We start from the raw sequence: 19218 nt of genomic DNA on the forward strand, positions 1-19218 counted from the left end.
TTGTTATTGGTGATCATTTGTCATTGTTATTCCGAGGCTCGAGGAATTTCTTGAAAGTTTAGGGAGATTCCTCATTTCATTTGGAATGACACTGAACGGTTACTGTTCAATGAGTATCGCCGGCAACCCCAAGTCCTTGTACATGGTATTGTAGGCTACCATTTCCTCATCGACAATCGCATTTCGTTCGGTCTCGAACTCCTTCCACTGCTTTTGTAAATCGCTCCAGCGTTCCTTGGCTCCTTCGGTGAGCTTGGGTTCTGCCACATCTATATAGCCTTTTAGATGCAGCAGCTGGGCGTTCAGTTTGTTGTTAAAATTGATGACATCTTGAAAGGTCTTTTGTTTCGGCTGGATGAGGTTCTGCTCCCAGGTATCGATGCGTTCTATGAGTGATTTTCCTTTCTCCAAAAGTTCGGAGGCCTTCTCATTGTCTTTCAATAATTTGGCATAACCTTTCAATTGCGACTTGGCCGAACGCATGGTGTTGACCGATTCATGAATGTTTCTAACGGTACGTTCAATGTCTTGCAGCAATGCCTGTTGCTCTTCATATTCTTCCATGGTGGCTTGTATGTTGGGATTGGGCAGTATTTTGACGGAAGTCTCGGAAGTGAGTTTATCCAAGGTCAGTTTTAAGGTATACTCCCCAGGGCCGACACTAGATCCGGCATGGCCCCCGAATACGAATACCTTATCGATCGAAGGGAGATTTTCCCGTCTAAAATCCCAGGTGAAGCGGTTATAGCCCTTTTTTGAAGGAAGTATTTTTGGCTTCGAAGGTCCACCCGGCCAGGATTTAAAATCTTTCGGTTTTTGGTTCGAATAGGTCCGTAGCAGTTTGTTATCCTTATACACCTCAAGGGTCAAATCAAGGCTATCCGCATTCGTATCCAAATAGTAATCGAAGGTTACTCCTTGTTTGGGGTTATCTCCCAGCCCGGGTCGGGGTTTATCGCTGCTGCCACCAAAGAGAAGATAGGTGTCTTTTGGTTCGAATATCTTCACCGGGGCCTTGGGAGTTTCCAATTGCTGTACCGCACCGAGGTCATCCAAAATCCAAAAGGAGCGTCCGGCCGTAGCCGCTACCAAATCGTTGTCCTGGATGGTCAGGTCGTTGATAGGCACTACCGGAAGGTTTAATTGAAAGGGTTGCCAATGTAATCCATCATTCCAAGAGACAAAAAGGCCCGTTTCCGTTCCCGCATAGAGCAGTCCCTTTCGCTTGGGATCTTCCCGAACTACGCGCGTAAAGGTATGGTCGCCATTAATGCCATTAACGATTTTGGTCCATGTTTTTCCGTAATCGGTTGTTTTGAAAATATAGGAATTCAAATCCATTGACTTATACCGCATCACGACCACGTACGCAGTAGCGGCATCATGAGGTGATACTTCAATACTGTTGACAATACCTTCTGGAATTCCAGGTGGCGTCACATTTTCCCAATTCTGGCCTCCATCTATTGTCACGTGTAGTAGGCCGTCGTCGGTTCCCGCCCATAGCACTCCTTTTTCATGCGGCGATTCGGTCAAATAACTAATGGTATTATAATTTTCACCTCCTGCCGCTTCATTGGTATACGGACCTCCACCAGGACCGTGCTTGTCCGTTTCGTTTTTGGTCAGATCGGGACTTACGACCGTCCAGGTCTGGCCCTCGTCGGAAGACTTGAACACCACATTGCCCGCATGATAGATAGTACTACGGGCGTGGGGAGAGGTGATGATCGGGGCGTTCCAATTGTAGCGGTATTTTGAATCTTTGGGAGCAATGCTCAAACCAAGTTCCGGATACTCTTTAATGGGTTTCGATTCGCGGGATTTGGCATCCCACTTGTCAATATTTCCTTGATAGGTGCCTCCGTAGATTACTTCGGGCTTGTCGGGGTCAAAGGCCAAGAAAGCACTTTCCCCACCAGCGACGGCATACCAATCTTTCCAATCAATGCCTTGATCATTGGTGCGACTGGCAATCGCAACGGTAGAATTATCTTGTTGGCCACCGTAGACATTATAGGGAACCAAATTGTCGGTAATCACGCGATAGAATTGGGCCGTATTTTGGTTTTGTTGGGTACTCCAGCTTTTGCCCCCATTATTCGAAATGTTGGCACCTCCGTCGTTCGAATTGATCATTTTTTGGTTGTCGTGTGGATGAATCCATAGATGGTGGTTGTCACCATGCGGGGTTGGGAGGGGAGTAAAGGTGCGGCCCCCATCGATCGATTTAGTGACCGGGGCGTTCAGGACATAGACCACATGTTCGTTTTGGGGGTCCGCAAAGATTTCCATATAGTACCACGAACGGGCGATGTTGATGCGGTCTTTGTTCACCTGCGTCCATTTCTTTCCGGCATTGTCGGAACGGTACACGCCGCCTTTGGTGCCTTCGGCTTCTATGACCGCAAATACGAGTTCATTGTTGGCTCTTGATACCGAGATGCCCGCTTTCCCAAATTCCTTTGGAAGGCCTTCTTTCATTTTTTTCCAGGTGCTTCCACCATCGACCGATTTGTATAATCCCGAATCTTTCCCACCCGATTCCATAATCCAGGGATAGCGACGATGTTGCCACATAGCGGCGTAAAGAATCAGAGGATTTTTCATATCCATCGAAAGGGAGGAGGCCCCTGTATTTTCATTTACGTAGAGCACTCTTTCCCAATTGGCACCACCGTTAGTAGAACGATAGATGCCGCGTTCGGTCGAAGGGCCGTACTGTGCCCCTTGGGCCGACACAAAAATAATCTCGGGATTCGTCGGGTGGATGATGACATCCGAAATATGTCTTGTGTAATCCAAACCGATGTGCTTCCATGTTTTTCCAGCATCGGTCGATTTGTAGACGCCGTCACCCATTGAGGTCATTACCCCACGGGCAGCATGTTCGCCCATCCCCGCGACGACGATATTGGGATTGCTTTCGGAAACGGCAATAGCTCCTACGGTACCTGTTTTTAGAAATCCGTCAGAGACGTTTTTCCAAGTAATACCATCGTCTACGGTTTTCCATATACCCCCGCCAACGGTACCCATATAATAGGTCATCGGTTGCCCGACGACGCCGGAGGAAGCGACACTACGCCCCCCGCGAAACGGTCCGATATTTCGCCATTTGAGGCCGTGGAACAGGGAATCCTCGACAACAAGCGTCGGTGACGTATTCTTCTTTTTACGCTGGGCTTGTAGGGACAGAGGAACTATGAGTAAAGCAATCAATACTAGTTTAAATGGTTTCATGGCTATTTGAATTAGTCGGTGATTTGAATATTTTCGATTTTTTAATTGGCAAGCCCTTCTTTTTTCATCGCACGGCGATAATTCATGGCGACGGCGTCAAACTTGAGATGTAATTCCTCGGTAAAATCAAAAGGTACCTGCTCGGGTCGTTGCGACTCTACGATTCGCTTGTCCTGATCGAATATGACCTGTTCGAAATCCTGTAAGATGGTATCTGGATCCCCTAGGTCATAGTTGCGGCCGATCACGCAGTAGCCACGGCACTTATTGGCAGAAACGGGTTGGGAAACAAAAAAATAGATCATCCCTTCCTCTCCACCCCATCCCAAACGGAGTACGATGGTATAGGGGAGATATAAACGGTATAGGCTCCGTCGTTCTGGTCGTATCACGTCATCATTGGCAAAAACAGGATAATCTTCACTGTTGCTTGCCTCTGGCCGTACTATTGAATAATACAATACGCCCTCTTTAATTTCTACGTTGTAATCTGGGACTAGGGGCCGTTCGGGATCGCCCAATAACCCGGGATGTACCCATGGAAAATGCCCGAAGTCGGTAAAGTTCTCCACTTGGCGCGAGGCATCACTTTTCCACTCAAACGGACCTGTATTTACCCATTTCCATTCATCATCTTTATATTCGGGTATATCGGGTAAAGCGTATATCGGGTCTTTAATGGCTACCCAGACCAAACCGAATTTTTCCTGACAGTGATATACGGGCGTTCTTGCCTTTTTTGGAATTTCGGCATCGGGTGCCTGTGGAATGTGCACGCAAGCGCCGTTTTGGTCATATTCCCAAGCATGATAAGGGCATACCAGGCAATTTTCCCTGATCCAGCCCAATGATAAGGCGGTACCTCGATGAACACATAGGTCCCGCATGGCATGGGCCATACCGTCGACGCTTCGCCAAATGACCACCGCTTGGTCCAGTAAAAAAGTGCCATAGGGAGTATCGCCAATTTCATGACTATAGCCCACCGGATGCCAGCAGGAATAAAGTTTTTCTGGAAAAGTACGGGTCAGTGGCGTCATCAATTTAATGTTTTCTCCTTTGGAAGGTCAATCCTTTCCGCCATCCCTGTTGGCTGATCTTGGTTCGGGCCAAACGCCTTTTTTTCCGGTCCGTGGATCGATGCCTAGCACTGCTTTTTCCCGAGACGTTTTTTCGGGGTCTTCACTAGCCATATAGGCTAAGACAGCTGTAAGGATGGCGTTGTTTCGAACATCGTCGAATACAATTTTATCATAGGTGTCCAAATTGGTATGCCAGGTATAGTCCCGGTAGCTCCAGCTGAGGGAACTCAACGAAAAACCAGGAGCGCCTTTGGCTACAAAAGAGGCGTAATCGGAACCTCCACGACCCGGATTCCCTGGAAAGGTAGTTTCGATATGCTGGGTGATTTCTTTAGGGACCGCTTCCAACCAACGGCCCAAATAGTCATACGAATGCAAAAATCCTTGTCCTGAGATTCGTACTACCCGTCCCGTACCGTTGTCTTGATTGAACAAAGCCTGAAGGCCTTCCACGACTTCTGGATGGTCTTCCACATAGGCCCGCGAACCGTTGAGTCCCTGTTCCTCGCTTCCCCAATGGCCGATAACGATGGTGCGTTTGGGGTTGGGATATATTTTTTTAAGAATGCGTGCCGCTTCCAACATGGTGATGGTACCTGTTCCATTGTCGGTGGCTCCCGTAGCACCGTCCCAAGAATCAAAATGGGCCGATAGCACGATGTATTCATTGGGTAGCTCCTTGCCGGGAATGGTTGCTATGGTGTTGAATGTGGGTACGGTGCCTAGTTCCTTCGATTCGGCTACTACTTTGATAAGTGGTTTTTCACCATGCTCTACCATGCGATAGAGCATACTGTAATCTTCCAAGGAAAGGTCCACCACTGGGACTTTTTTGGTACGGGCACTAAAGATTTTATTCGCACCAAACCCATCGGACCAACGGGACTGTACAATACCAACGGCTCCGGCCTCCTCCAATGCAGCATTGATGGTTCTGCCGGTATAGCCCGTATTCTCAAGGTTTTGACGCCATGCTTTTTCTTGGGATTCTCGGGCGGTTTTCATTTTTTCCAAGGATTCCGGCGTAGCAAATTCTTCCCAATTGTAATCGGGACGGCCCGTAGGTTGGTTCATTGAGACAAGAACGAACTTTCCTTTAACAGCAGGCAGCCATTTCGAAAAGGCCACAGAATCGGATACTTCAGGGAGTGTGATCAGTGCGGCGGTAATTCCTTTTTTTGAAGTACTTGGGCTCCATGCCAACTGCATTCCGCTTAGGGAAACCACACGGGGCGCAACTAAATCGATATGGGTAATGCCCCGTTCCCAACCACGCCACTCGCCCCAAGTTTCGTTCGTTGCTTCGATACCCCATTTCGAGTACGTATGAACCGCCCATTCATGGGCCTTTTTCATTTGGGGGGTGCCGACCAATCTGGGGCCGATCACATCCATCAATTCATAAGCAAGCTGTTCTAGTTGGGAATTCTCGGTGGCTTCTTTTTGAATTTGTGCGACAATTTCCTCCGTAGATTGTGCAGGGGAAAAGGTGCTTGTGAGTAGTAAAAATAAAATGGCAATTGGTAATCTTTTTTTCATAATATGGGTCATTTTACGCAATCTGCTTTACTAAATATAACAATTAAGAAAGTGTCTTGATTCTGTTTCATCTTATCTTCAACGAATCGATATAGCTAGGTAGGCTTTCCTTAATAAAATAATTCCATCCTGCGGTGCAACTTTCCCGTGTAAATTCGGGAACATCGTCGGGATAGCTTTCGATACCATAGCATCGGAGGGTCAAGATCGATTTTTCGCCTTTTTGTTCAAGCTCGAAAACAGTGTAAGAATCGACTTCGTACCCCATGAAAGACCAGCTATATACCAATTGTGTGGGTGGCCGAACTTCGGTTACCTTCCAAATATGTAAAAAATCCCGTCCATTCGATTGCACGTTGAATCGGGTTTCAAAGCCCACCTCGGGCTTAAAGGCGGGAATGTTATCAAAATACCAGCACTTCATTTGATCTACCTCGGTGATGGCTGTCCAGATATTTTCCAAAGGGGTGTCGAATTCCTGTGTAACCACCACGGGTATGGGAGGTTTCATACGATTTTATTTTAATGTCTTGTCCAGCGCCAACAGGGTATACAATAAAACGTTGGCCCCTTTGGCCATATCTTCGGGGGAGGTGTACTCTTTTGGGGAATGACTGATACCCCCCTTACTGGGAACGAAAATCATTCCCGTGGGAGCGATGGTCGCCATATCCTGTGCATCGTGCCCCGCGCCGCTGGGCATTTGATTGGTGGACAGCCCCAATTTTTCAGCTGCTTTTTTGATTTCCTCTTGAATGGAGGGATCGGTCAAGGCAGGATCGGCCGTCGTATCGAGCGGTCGAAATTCGATTTTGACATGGGAAGCGTCGGCAATTTCCTCCCCTTTTTTCTTGATTGCCTGGAACACTTCTTCAATAACTTCGGAAGAAAGATCTCGAATCTCCAGGCTAGTGACGACCTTTCCTGGAATGACGTTTGGTGCCCCTGGCTCGGCCTTGATACGACCCACGGTGCCCACCTGTCTTCCCTCAAAACTATTGGTGATGTCATTCACGGCAACTATAAATTTCGCAGCGGCTAAAAGCGCATCCTGTCTGGCGTTCATAGGGGTGGTGCCGGCGTGGTTGGCAAAGCCTGTAAATTCCACATCCCACCATTTGAGTCCGACGATGCCTTCCACAACACCGATATCAATACCTTTTTGCTCCAGAATTCCACCCTGTTCAATGTGCAGTTCCAGAAAGGCGGCCATCGCCCCTTCGTCGCGTTTTACTTCCGCAATTCGAGTGGTGTCCCCTCCGAGACGCATGATACCTTCGCCCATGGAGTAACCCGTACTATTGACTACTTCAAACGCTTTTTCGCTCAGATGCCCGCTTATGGCCCGACTTCCCATGACCCCGCCTTCCTCATTGGAAAAGATGATGACTTCCAAGGGATGTTTGGTCTGGATGTTATTTTCGTTGAGGGTCTCGACGACCTCCAAAGCGGCCATCGATCCTACACAACCGTCGTAATTGCCTCCATTCGGTACGCGGTCGATATGGGAACCAAAGGAAATGGGTTTGAGGTCTTTTTTTCCTTTTCGGGTGCCAACGATGTTTCCGGCGAAGTCGATATGGGTTTCCAAGCCCAGGTTGACCATGGTGTTCATCACCCACTGTCGAGCCTCGATATCGGCATCGCTAAATGCCACCCTCTCGGTTTCCCCGTTTTCTTGAAGTCCATAACTCGCAAGTTCCAGGATGCGGTTTTCCAAACGTCCTTGATTGATCAAGGGTTTGGATTTTTGGGCAAGAAGGGTACTACCAACGAAGAATAACAGTACTGAAAACAAGCGTAAAGGCATGGGTTGGATAATTTGCCCTTAAAGTATGAAATAAAATTTAGTGTAAGACTGCTATCAATAACCAAATATCTCCGGTTGCCTTAACCTAATTTCTCAGGTCGATCACGCTGATCGGTTTTCGGCCCAATTTCGACAACCGCAACTTCTGGATCTCCTCTATCGGTCGGAATTCAATGCCCGGGGTGACCCTAAGCTTGGAACGAAAATGGTCTTTGATTCGGTGCAACAGATCGTTGGAAGGTTTTTTTGTAGCTAATTTGATGCGTATTTCGTCCGTTCCGATTTCGTTGTAATAGATTTCGATTACAAAACTATCCACTTCGGTAAAATCGTTCAATGCATTATGCATCGCCGGTGGATACAACGTGGTGCCCTTGTATTTGATCATTTGTTTTTTTCGCCCGAGCACCGGTCCCAACCGTAGGCTGTTACGACCACAGATGCAGGGGTCGGTATGGGCGGTGATAATATCCCCCGTCTTAAAACGGATCAGCGGCATGGCCTGCACTCCCAGGGTGGTAATCACTAATTCACCTTCCTTTCCGTTGGGAACGGGATTCTCATTTTCGTCCAGTACTTCCACAATAATCAATTCGGGATGTTGGTGTCCTCCTTGTTGGGCGATGCATTCAGTAAAAGCGGTACTCATTTCAGTGGAGGCGTAGGTCGAATAGAGGTCGATATCCCAATGTGATTTGATGTTCGCTCCCAGCGTGTTTAGCGAAAAGTCTTGGTTTCGCAACGGTTCCCCGATACAGATGGCTCCCTTTATGCCGGAATCGGATAACGAAATGCCATTCGCATGGGCGTATTGGATGAGTTTTAGAAGAAAGGAAGGTACTACGATCAGATACGACGGGTGAAATTTGAAGATGGTATCCCATTGCAATTCGGGAATGCCCGCACCGACCCGGATGATACCCGCTCCCAGTTTCCGTACCCCTAAAAAGTAAGCGAGGCCTGCCATAAATCGGCGGTCCATGGTGGTGGTAAGCTGTAAAATGTCGCTCTCTCCTATACCGGCACAGGCGAACGAAATGGCTTCGTTATAAGCTAAACGATCTAGGTCTTTATCTGTGAGACCAATGGTCACAGGTTCGCCCAGGGTCCCTGAAGTGGTCACAAAATCGATGATCTTTGACTTGGGTACGCACAAAAAGTCATCATTGTACCTTTGCAATTGATCTTTGGTCGTGGTCGGGATTCCGGTGAGGTCTTCCAAGGATTGGATGTCCAAGATGTTTATTTTGTGTTGTTTGAAAAGCCTTCGATAATAAGGGGAATGCGCACTTACATAGTGCAGTACCTCTCTTAACTTTTCTTCTTGGAAGGATTTGATTTCGGAGGGAGTCGCTTGTTCAATTTCAGGAATACTCAATGTAACCGTCGTTTTAGTTTACGAATATAGCGTTCTACCCGTTCTCGATCGGGAATAGTGGTAATTTCTTTGGTTTCGGCCTTTTGAAATGCTTGAAACGCCAGCGTATCGTAGCCTCTATTATAATTATAGAGCCCGATGAGATAATGTACTTCCCAGAACTCGGGATTGCTTTCTTCAAAGGCCTTGAGAACCGATGTTTCCAAACGGGTGCCGGTTCCTATGGCTTTGGTCACCAGTTGGGATAGTTCTCGATAGCGCTCGTAGTCGCGATAGGCCTCTGTTTCGAGAAAGGGATCCTTGGGAATATTCAATTCGTTTCTGGCAACTGAACTTACTTGCGGATTGGTGTTTCTTTTCTTAAAGATCTCGTTCAAATCATAGGCAACGAATTCCCCTAATTGATAGGGATTGCCCGATACCCATACCAATAGGTCCTCAGGTTGGAAAACAATGCCATGGTGCGCCATTAGCTGGTTCAAGGCCTTTTCGTTACCATAACCAATGGCTTTTTCATCGAGGCCTTCACGGTCCCGTAACAGGTCTACCGCTGATTCCGGGGTCATTTTGGATTGCTCTTCCAGTAGCTCTTCCATACGTTCGTAACGGTACTGGGAGTGACTTTCCAAAATATGTTTTTGGTTGTCCTTGTCATCGGCATAGGCGGCACTTTGAAAGTGGTTCGAACAGATTAGTTGGTCGGAGTTTTCCACTTCGTAAACCCCGAATTTTTTCGGTGACACCTCGATGACAGCCGCTTTTTTATCCTTCGCGCTTCCTACGAAGATAGATTCCGAGACAAAGACCTCACGTTTTTTGGCAATAGTGATGGCTTCCTCGATGGTGGAGGCGTATTGCAGTATTTCACGGGTTACGATGGAGATGGGAGTCTTGGCCACCAAAGGAATGGAAGACTTGCCGGCATTGATGGTCACCGTTAACCCCTGGTCATTCATGCCGGAAAGCACCCCGATAAAGCCTCCCCAGGTAACCGACATGAAGTTGTGCCCTTCATCGGGGGCAACAAAGGCGATAATCTTGTTCTTGGCAAAGTCGTCCCCAGCGTAGAAATCGAAATTACGGCCGATAAGTAATTTCCCATCTTCCGTCTTGTCTCCCCAAGCTGCGAACGAGGAACAACCCACCAACGCCAAGTCCTGTAGCGCATGTCCGATATCATGTGCCCCATGAAAATAAAGGACCCGTAGGTAGGGTTCCGCTACATGATCGTAGCCCTCGGAGGCGTATTGTGAAAGTCCGTAAATCTCGGTTTTGAACTGTTCGTCTATGTTGAGATACATCTTTCGATTGTACCACGCCAAAAACTTTTTAAGGAGTCTTTGCTTCCCCTCTGAGGGAACCAACTCATTGATTTTGTCTATAAAAGTTCGCTCTTGAAATTGAAAGAGCTCTTGTGTAAGGCTTCCGGTCTTCAAACCTATTTCAAATGGATTGCCATCGACATAGAGTTCCCACAGTCCTTGTTCGTTTTTGGTCAGGAAGTTGTTTCCTAAGGTAAAGGTGGAATCGTTGAGTTGTTGGCGCTTTGGGATTTGGATCTGGTATTGACTTGTATCGGGCAGGTCTTGCAGTGATTTTTTTACCCCACAAGAGGTCAGTAGGAAAAAGATTCCTACGAATTGAACAATAACTTTTATGACCCTGTTTGGCATCACTACAAATAATAACGATCTGAATGTACGGCCGTTTTTTTTACCCTTTCCAAGGGCTTCTTTGGGCTCGGAGGCATCGCATGATCAGGAGGCCATATTTTTCTCGGTTCTTTTGATTGCAAGCTCCTCTTTATAATCCAACCATTTTTGACCCCAATACTTTCTGGTGAAATTATCGATATTTCGCATTATCAATACGTTGTACAACATGGTCGCAAAACGGGCCGGCTTTCTTGGGAGGGCTCGTAATGTCATCGAAAAGCCCCCGTTTAGATACCGAATCGAATGCCAGTAACCACTTGGCATATACAAGGCATCCCCGTGTTTCATTTCGGCCCGAATGCCTTCTGCGTATTGTAAGGCAGGATATTTGTCAAAATCGGGATTGTCCATGTCGATGTCTTCGATGTTGTGAATCGAGAAGGGCACTCTATACAGATACTTGGTCTGGGCAGGTGAAAACAGCGTTACAGTCTTATCACCGTCAAAATGAAAATGCATGCTGTCGGGGAGGTCAATGTCGTAGTGCATAAAAACCTTGCTTTCCCCTCCCCCAAAAAATAGGGCAGGAAGCTTTTTGAAGAATTTGAGACCGATATCCGGATACTCAAAATCCTTGAGGAGCTCTGGCATTTCCTTCAAGATGTTGTAAAAGAAAATGCGAAGGTCTGTCGGTTGGGTCTTAAGGATCTCGATATAATCATATAGTTTCATCTCTTCGGCCGGGGCATAGACACTCTGCTTATCCTTGGCCGGTTCGTTATTGTACAAAGGTACGATTTGGCCCCCTGCACGTTCTTGTATATAGTCAAGTTTCCACTTTTCATAAGCAGGCCAATCTTTGGTAAGACCGGTAATCAATACAGGGATTTGGGGTTTGTAGAAATTTTCTACAAAGTCTTTTTTCGAAATATGCGCTACCCGCGTTACCGGGCTGATTTTAAACTGTCCCATTTTCAAGTTCAAGTGTCAAGTTCGGATACAAACACAAATTCAAAAGTCAAATACAATTTCAAACCACGTAGTAAAGTCTTTTTTCTCTTCTCTATTTTCTGTTCTCTTTCTACTCTTCCAACGTTGTTTCCGGTAATTCTACTCCTTTCGTAATTTTATTCAACAGGTATTCCCCGCCTACTATTTCGGAGCAGGTAAGCACGCCGCTAATGGTCACCCCTAGAATACCGTGCATGTTAAGGCTTTGGCCCGTGAAAAACAGATTTGGAATTCGGGTACGGGGCGAAATGAACGATTTCAACGGATTGGCCACATCTTTCACATAGCCGTACATCGACCCCCGGTTACAACCGATATAATCCCTGTATGATAAAGGTGTTGAGGTGTGCACCGATTGAATGCACTCCCGTATGGTCGGAAACTTCTTTTCCAGTTCATCCAGAAAGATTTCGGTCTTCACCTTTTTAAACTCTTCGTAGGTCTCCCCACGACTGTTCTTGTTCGCCACCGTATTGAAGGTATCGGTCCAAGGCGCTACTTCCTCGTAACGCATATAGCTGATAGCGGTCAGCTGGTCGCCCCATTCATCTTGGTTTTTACGAACGCCCATAGAGACCATGTAGGTTTCGGGCCAACTTTCTTCCGTGTATTGATGGCCGTTCCAAACGGCATTGTAGTCCTTAAAATGATAGTAGTTTTTGTTCAGGTACGGGAAGGTCTTCGGTTTCAGTACGATGTGGACACTAAAGGCCGAGATTGTGCTGTCGATTTCCTCTATACGCTTGCCATACGATTTTCTAAAATGTTGCTCTCCCACTAATTTTACCGTAGTCTTAGGTTCTATGTTCGAGATAAAAAGGTTCCCTTTGACCACATCGCCTTTTTTGGTCGATACTGAAACGACTTTTTTATCTACAACCTCAAAATCGACCACTTCTTGATGCTTATAGGCCTCACCGCCATGTTCTTTTAATTTCCGGATAAGCCTTTTGGTGATTTGGCTACCGCCATTGGCACAACGATACGCACTTTCGATATAGGAATTGACGGAGAGCGCATGTACGTAAAAGGGACTCTTTTCGGCATCACCCGCATACAAGAGGTTCGATCCTGCTAGGACGGCCCGCAACTTTTCGTTTTCCGTAAGGGAGTCGATATAGGGTTTTGCCGGAGTGGCGAACATATCGGAATCCTCATAATAGGGTTTCCCGACTTTTAGATTATAAAGTGGAAATTTTTCGCAGGTTTCCCGTAGTTTGGCCGTATATTTTTTGATTGCGTCGGCCTCTTCAGGAAACTGGGCGATCAAGCTATTTTCAAAATTCTCGTAGCCCTGTGCATGGGGATATTCCTTGGGATCGTTGTCAAAAGTAATGATGTCAAAACCATCCTCGTTGAGCTGAATAAACTCAAGGCCGTCTAAAATATCCAAATACTCAAAATATCGGTACAGGTTCTGCCCTTTGGAGAGCCCACCCAAATAGTGCACCCCCGTATCGAAAATGGTTTTCTCACGGACGAAGGTTTGTAGATTGCCCCCGTATTGGTTGTTCTTTTCGAGCACACAGACCGACTTTCCCTCTCGGGCCAAAATGTTTGCCGCCACGAGTCCGCCCATACCGCTTCCGATAATCACTACATCATAGTGCTCCTTCATGCGTTTTTTGCAATTTTTTTAAGGCTATAAAGTTATGATTTTGTCCTTTAGGAACGAAATGGGTTTAATTAGCTAGTTGGTCAACTGTGCATATTCGGTCCAGGAGCCATCATAAATGGCTTTGTCATTTCCTAAAACCGATTCGCTGGCTAGGGCTACGATACAGGCGGTAATGCCCGATCCACAGGAAAAAACCAAGGGTTTTGTTTCCCCTTCCAATCCTCGAAGCACCTCTTTTAGCTGTTCTTTCGACTTGAACTTCCCGGCTTCCAGTACTTCGGTATACGGAATATTGATAGCTCCTTTGATATGTCCGCTTCGCAAGTCGGCTCTTGGTTCGGGTACCCTTGAATGGAAACGATCGGAAGAGCGGGCATCGATGACCAGGGCCTTGTTTTCCTCGATGTTGCTTCGAATAAAGTCAAAATCCTTTACGGCTGCTGGATTCAAAGTTGCCTTAAAATTTCCGGAAACATATTTTTGTTCCGAAACCGGTTCGGTTTCATACCCCTGGTTTTCCCATTCGGGCAGTCCGCCATCCAAAACGGCAACCTTGTCATGTCCCATGGTTCGGAACATCCACCATGCCCGTGGACTGGAATAGATACCCCAATCGTCATAGACCACGATGAAACTAGTGGTATTGATTCCCAATTTTCGGCATTCCCGCTTAAACTGCTCCGCCGTGGGGAGGGTGTTGGGAAAAGCGCTGGTGGCATCGCTGAACGTCTTCTTGATATCAAAAAACCGGGCCCCTTTGATACGACGCTTTTCATTGGTCGATACCGAACCTGCCACTTTGGGAATGGTGGCGTCCAGAATAACGAGGTCGGGTTCGTTCAATCGTCTTTCCAGATCGGCTGCGCTGATGATATGTTTCATTTTGCTCAAATCTTTTTTCGTTTATAGGAGAGATACCCTTCACCTTGAACAACCGGTTCAAAACCGAATGCCATGGCATCTTGTGGCGTCATCGACTTTCCATCCTTTAAAATAATCAAAATATGGATCGCCGTCATAAAAGATTCCGGTAGGGACGTGGGGTCAATGCTGTCGGTATCGATGATCAGTACGTTGGGATTCACGCTAAGTACTTCTTCGAGTGAATTCACTACGCTAATCTTGCTGTATTGATGGGTTAGAAAGTTGTTTTGTACAATTTCCCTAGCTTCCATCTTTTCAAGGTACAATGAAATTTTCCTATCGATTGCATCCAACGATAACAAAAGGTCGAACTGGCCATAGTTCTTCGAAAGATGTACGACTCGGTCTTTTTCCCCGAGTTCTTTTGCAATTTGGTAATAGGTGTTCGCCTGTTTTTTTAAATCGTTCTTAACGGCGCTGTAAATCGTATTGCCCTTATACCTATAATGCTCCAAAATGGTCTTGTGCCAGTAAGTTTCGGTTTCTACCGTATTGCGTAGCCTGCGGAACTGTTGTTTGAAATAGGTCCCGATAGCTTTGCTTCGTGCCGAATAGGTCCTGCCAAAGCTTGGATCATCGGCCTTAATTCTCGGAAGTATTTCGATGGTAATGCTTCCATCCCTGATAATAAAACTTCCCTTGGGCAATACTTCCGAGTTACCATGGATCAGGACCGGGAGGATATCGAGACCAATTTCTTCCGCTAGGTAGAATGCCCCTTTATGAAAACGTTTGATTTTGTTGCTGGTAGAACGGGTGCCCTCCGGAAAGGCAATTAAGCTGAACCCTTGTTTCACCTTTTTCCTCAGATAGCTCTCCCCGTGTTCAATACCTCCTGAGACGGGGTAAGCGCCGGCCAACTTGGCGGCCCAACCAAAAACAGGCGAGTTGTAGACCCAATCGTTTACCAGAAAAACAATCTTGGGATGTAGCATACCAATCGAAAGAATATCTAAAAACGATGTATGATTGGCAATGATCATCACGGGTTCCGAGAAGTTTTCATTGTGTGGATTATTGATTTTCTTGGTGACGAAGGGGTTGGTGTACAAAACGGAACCCATTAATTTGGAAACGATGGTATGAAACCCGTGGTTCTGCTTCATCCTGCTTTTTGGGGAAATTGTCAATACGACCCACGCATACATCGAAAGCAAGAAACCGCCTATCCCAAAATAACCGAACGATAGGATCGAATGAACCAAGTAACGCAGGGAAATCGGCCTCTTTTTACGATCTCCGATAAATAATCGAAGTAACAGTGGTTGAATGGTAAAGGCTACGAAAGCCGCGCAAAGGATACCGATCAGCGAGACCACCGAAATGGTGTAGAGCACCGGATGTTTGGCGAAGATCATTACCCCCACCCCGGCAATGGTGGTGATGACCGATAAAATGATAGAAGTCTTGTGGGTGGTGAGGGTCCGCTCCCCGGAGCGGTACTCGGTTAGGAGTCCATTAGTGATGAATATGCTGTAATCTACCCCCAAACCAAAAATAAAGCTACAGATGATAATGTTGAAGATGTTGAATTCGATATGGAAAAGGCCCATGATACCCACGGTCAAAAACCAGGTCAGGAAAATGGGAATGCTGGTCACCAAGGTCAATGACAAGCTTTGATAGAAAAAAAGCAAAATCAATAATACGACGATCAACGAATACCCGATGAGGCTGTTGAAATCGTTTTTAAGATTGCCCAAAAAGGTTTCGTTAACCTGCTGCCGATCTATGAGTAATGTGTTTGGTTCACCGGCAAAACGATTTCTTATGGCATCAATATGTGCTTCATCGACCTTTACCAAAGAGGTGATGGTGGTGCCATTTTCATCTTGAACGATGTAATCGTCGACCGCAAAGGATTTGACAACTTCGAAATCGTTGATTTCCATGGGTTCGAAATCCGCTTCCAACAATTCATAGAATTCTCGGAAGGTATTTTCCTTGAAGCCAAGGCTGTCGCCACTTTCGATGAGATTTTCCTTGGTCGTGGTTATTTTTTCAGCCTGCCAGAAATCGTTCCAAGCCTGGATTTTTTGTTGTTGTACCTGTTTCGACCGCACCAAGGCACCAATGGAACTAAAGCTTATGATCTCATTCTTTTGTTGCAATTGCTCCAAAGTTGCATACAGCGAATCGTTTTTACGTAATACCTTCTCTTGATCATCCCCGTAGGTAGAAAGATAAATCGATTTGGAACTGATATCGGTAAGTGTTTCCAATCGCTTTCGCGCCTCTGAAAGTATCTCGGGTTCGTAGTTGAGTTTGGTCAAATCCTGGTTGAAAACAACGGTCCCATAGGTGAACATACTAATAATCGTTATGGCAATAACTCCAAGAATGCTCCAGTTGCTCTGATGCACGTTGTACGCCGCCAACCGATCGAGCAGTGTTTTTTTGGAAGGAGCCTTGACCGTTCTATATACTTGTGGAATGAACAATAGCGCAAATACCGAGGCTCCCGTAACGCTCACTGCGGCAAAGATGCCGAGGTCTTGCAACGCTTGGGATTCCAAAAACAAGAGGCACAGAAAGGCCGACGCGGTCGTAAGGCTGCTCATCATGATCGACGGGGCCACATCGTAATATAGGCTTTCCAGACTCTTACCATTTCGAATATGTGTAAGTATGTGTAAGGCATAGTCCAAGGTAACCCCCAGTAAGACCGCCCCGATGCCTAGGGAGATAACCGATATTTTTGTTCGGATAAGGCAAAGGAATGCCACGGCAAGCAACACACCGAATAGGGTAGGTGTAAACAAGATCAATGGCAGTGCCCATTTGCGGTAGAAGAAAATCATAAGTATCAAAAGCAAGGTCATCGCAATGCTTACGGTAAACTGGATATCCTTTCTGATTTGTTTGGCGTTGGCGACAGCCACCAGCGCCGCACCGTAGTATTCACTTTGGATTCTACCTTGGTATTTAGTATTCAGTTGTTCTTGCAAGGCATATAGTTGGTCTGAAAAGGGAAGGTTTTTATCGGTGGCGTTCGAGCTATGGGTAGGGGTAATAAAGAGTAGGATATTGGTTTCTCTGGTGTCGAGTAGAAATCCGTTTTTCAATTTAAAATCATCTCCGATTCCGAGTTGCTGCAATTTTTTTAAAGCGACGAACGATAGCCCGAAGGGATCTTTCAGAATGGTTTTTTTAGCGACGATTCCAGAGGGTGAGATAAGTGTCCGGTAGTTTTTTTCGGTAATTTTTGCAATACTATCCGATGAGAGCTTTTGTTGTATCTGTTGATAATCGCCCTCGTCTAAAAATAGCGGCAGGTTGTTATAAATGAGGTCCAAGGTTATGGGCAGGTCGTCTTCATTCACCCTGCCCTGGATATTTTTGATGAATTCAGCGTTGTTTTTTTGAACGCTATCCAAAAACTCCGTTGCATATTGGGTAAGGTCTTCAACGGTACCTTTATCATCTCTCTGGACATTGACTACGATTTTGTCAGTGAAGGTAATCGACTTCAGTACTTTTTGAATGCGTTTTGCTTCATCGTTGGCGGGAATCAGGGAGGTAATATCGTCTTCGAATTGAATTTGTCGAACAATGGCCAGTAACCCTAGAATTATCAACAAAAGACCCAGAAGACTTGCCCAACTTTTTTGACGGATCACTTGGTATGTTCGAAGAAGAAACCTACCCATTGTCAATCGCCATTTTTCTTTTTGCCATGAGGGTAACATATCCTATAAAACCAAATAAGGCAGCCGCAATAGCTGCCAAGGCAAAGCTTCCGATGACATAGGTTTTCAAGTGTTTGAGCACCTCGAAATCCAACTTGGGATTGTCCATAGAAAAAGAAAGCTGTTCCCCGGTCAGTAGCATGCCCAATTGTACGCTTCCGTAAACAATAAAGGGAATAAATGGTGGTATGCTTACGTTCGAGAAAGCAAAGGCAATGGCTTTGTTCAATTTTAAAAAAACTGCTAAGAACAATACAAGAAGTGTCTGAAAACCCCAAAACGGACTAACGCCTATAAAAACGCCCAAAGCAATGGATAAGGCCTTTTTTTTAGGAGAATCGTTATGATGTAATACGTCTTCAATCAAGAATTTTTTAAATCCCTTTTTTCGAATTTTTCGAAAAAAATTTCGTGGTTTTATGTAGAATAAGGCCACAATGACAAACCAAGTGTTAAGCACACTGATACGCGCAAAATCGGGTACGGTCCTAAAATGGGAGACCCGTTCGTCTTCATCATAGGAGATTTTGACCGGAACATTTTCTACCAAGGTGCCGTTCCAGGACGCTTTTACGATGACCTCGATTTCGAATTCGAACTTGGGGGTTCGTAGGCTTAGTTTTTCGATTTCCTTTAAAGGATACAAACGAAAACCACATTGGGTGTCTTTTAACCGCTTGCCGGTTTCAAACCAGAACCAAAAATTGGAAAACTTGTTTCCAAAACTACTTTTTCCGGGCACGTCGGATTGGTCCATGTTTCTCGCGCCAATCAACAAGATATTTTTGCTTTCGCTCTTCTCCAAGGTCTTCAAAAAAACCGGAATGTCCTCTGGAAAATGCTGCCCATCGGAATCGATGGTGATGGCATATTCATACCCCAAATCCAACGCCTTTTTAAAACCTACCTTTAAGGCGTTTCCCTTTCCTTTGTTTTCGGGGAGCCGTATTTGATGAATTTGTTTGTAGTTTTTAAGGATATTCGCGGTGCCGTCGGTTGCGCCATCATTGACCACAATGATTTCGGAGGTCAACCTTAAAATATTATCCAAGACTTTTTGTAAGGTGCCTGCGTTATTATAGGTCGGTACCAGCACACAACAATGGAGCCGTTTCATGGTTTCTTGTATCGATGGGGTAACGGTCGGCACGGTTAAAATAACTAGGTGACTGGGAAGCCACAATTTTTCCCAAAGATACGATTACACCGCTTAATTTGTAGTGCTAGCAAATAAGGGAATGCTTTGAAGGCCGGATTTCTATATTATGG

Annotated in this window: 12 protein-coding genes; all 12 read right to left on the reverse strand. The window is 46.0% G+C overall.

The genetic code is table 11. The features are described from left to right. Positions 1 to 99: 99 nt before the first annotated feature. Entirely contained in the window at positions 100 to 3243 is a 3144-nt protein-coding gene (locus FK220_RS14405; RefSeq protein ID WP_152575041.1) for a VPS10 domain-containing protein, read from the reverse strand. Between the two features lie 41 nt (positions 3244 to 3284). Then, complete coding sequence (locus tag FK220_RS14410; protein ID WP_152575042.1) at positions 3285 to 4283, reverse strand: aromatic ring-hydroxylating oxygenase subunit alpha; 999 nt, start codon at positions 4281 to 4283, stop codon at positions 3285 to 3287. A gap of 27 nt (positions 4284 to 4310) precedes the next feature. Beyond that, positions 4311 to 5864, reverse strand: a complete 1554-nt coding sequence (locus FK220_RS14415) for a M20/M25/M40 family metallo-hydrolase (protein WP_152575043.1) — start codon at positions 5862 to 5864, stop codon at positions 4311 to 4313. A 67-nt stretch (positions 5865 to 5931) separates the two neighbouring features. Next, positions 5932 to 6375 carry an SRPBCC family protein gene (locus tag FK220_RS14420; protein ID WP_152575044.1) on the reverse strand — a complete coding sequence of 148 codons (444 nt, stop codon included), beginning with the start codon at positions 6373 to 6375 and terminating at the stop codon, positions 5932 to 5934. 6 nt (positions 6376 to 6381) lie between these two features. Next, on the reverse strand, positions 6382 to 7674 hold the full coding sequence (locus FK220_RS14425; protein ID WP_152575045.1) for a Zn-dependent hydrolase: 1293 nt from the start codon (positions 7672 to 7674) through the stop codon (positions 6382 to 6384). An 85-nt stretch (positions 7675 to 7759) separates the two neighbouring features. Beyond that, complete coding sequence (locus FK220_RS14430; protein ID WP_238719034.1) at positions 7760 to 9052, reverse strand: phenylacetate--CoA ligase family protein; 1293 nt, start codon at positions 9050 to 9052, stop codon at positions 7760 to 7762. After that, a complete protein-coding gene (locus FK220_RS14435; protein ID WP_152575046.1) occupies positions 9049 to 10725 on the reverse strand; it encodes a C45 family autoproteolytic acyltransferase/hydolase in 1677 nt (558 codons plus the stop codon). The genes FK220_RS14430 and FK220_RS14435 overlap by 4 nt, the downstream gene beginning before the upstream one ends. Positions 10726 to 10809: 84 nt before the next feature. After that, positions 10810 to 11679 (reverse strand): cupin-like domain-containing protein, encoded by an 870-nt coding sequence (locus FK220_RS14440; protein ID WP_152575047.1) that lies wholly within the window; start codon positions 11677 to 11679, stop codon positions 10810 to 10812. Positions 11680 to 11788: 109 nt separating this feature from the next. Continuing rightward, positions 11789 to 13336, reverse strand: coding sequence for a phytoene desaturase family protein (locus FK220_RS14445; RefSeq protein WP_152575048.1), 1548 nt, complete (start codon positions 13334 to 13336; stop codon positions 11789 to 11791). Positions 13337 to 13408: 72 nt separating this feature from the next. Beyond that, complete coding sequence (locus FK220_RS14450) at positions 13409 to 14218, reverse strand: sulfurtransferase (protein WP_152575049.1); 810 nt, start codon at positions 14216 to 14218, stop codon at positions 13409 to 13411. Between the two features lie 5 nt (positions 14219 to 14223). Next, entirely contained in the window at positions 14224 to 17910 is a 3687-nt protein-coding gene (locus FK220_RS14455) for a 1-acyl-sn-glycerol-3-phosphate acyltransferase (RefSeq protein WP_166204931.1), read from the reverse strand. Then, positions 17903 to 19066, reverse strand: coding sequence for a DUF2062 domain-containing protein (locus FK220_RS14460; RefSeq protein WP_152575051.1), 1164 nt, complete (start codon positions 19064 to 19066; stop codon positions 17903 to 17905). The genes FK220_RS14455 and FK220_RS14460 overlap by 8 nt, the downstream gene beginning before the upstream one ends. Positions 19067 to 19218: the final 152 nt, after the last annotated feature.

Origin of the sequence: Pelagihabitans pacificus (assembly GCF_009371985.2) — a bacterium.
Classification (GTDB): domain Bacteria; phylum Bacteroidota; class Bacteroidia; order Flavobacteriales; family Flavobacteriaceae; genus Pelagihabitans; species Pelagihabitans pacificus.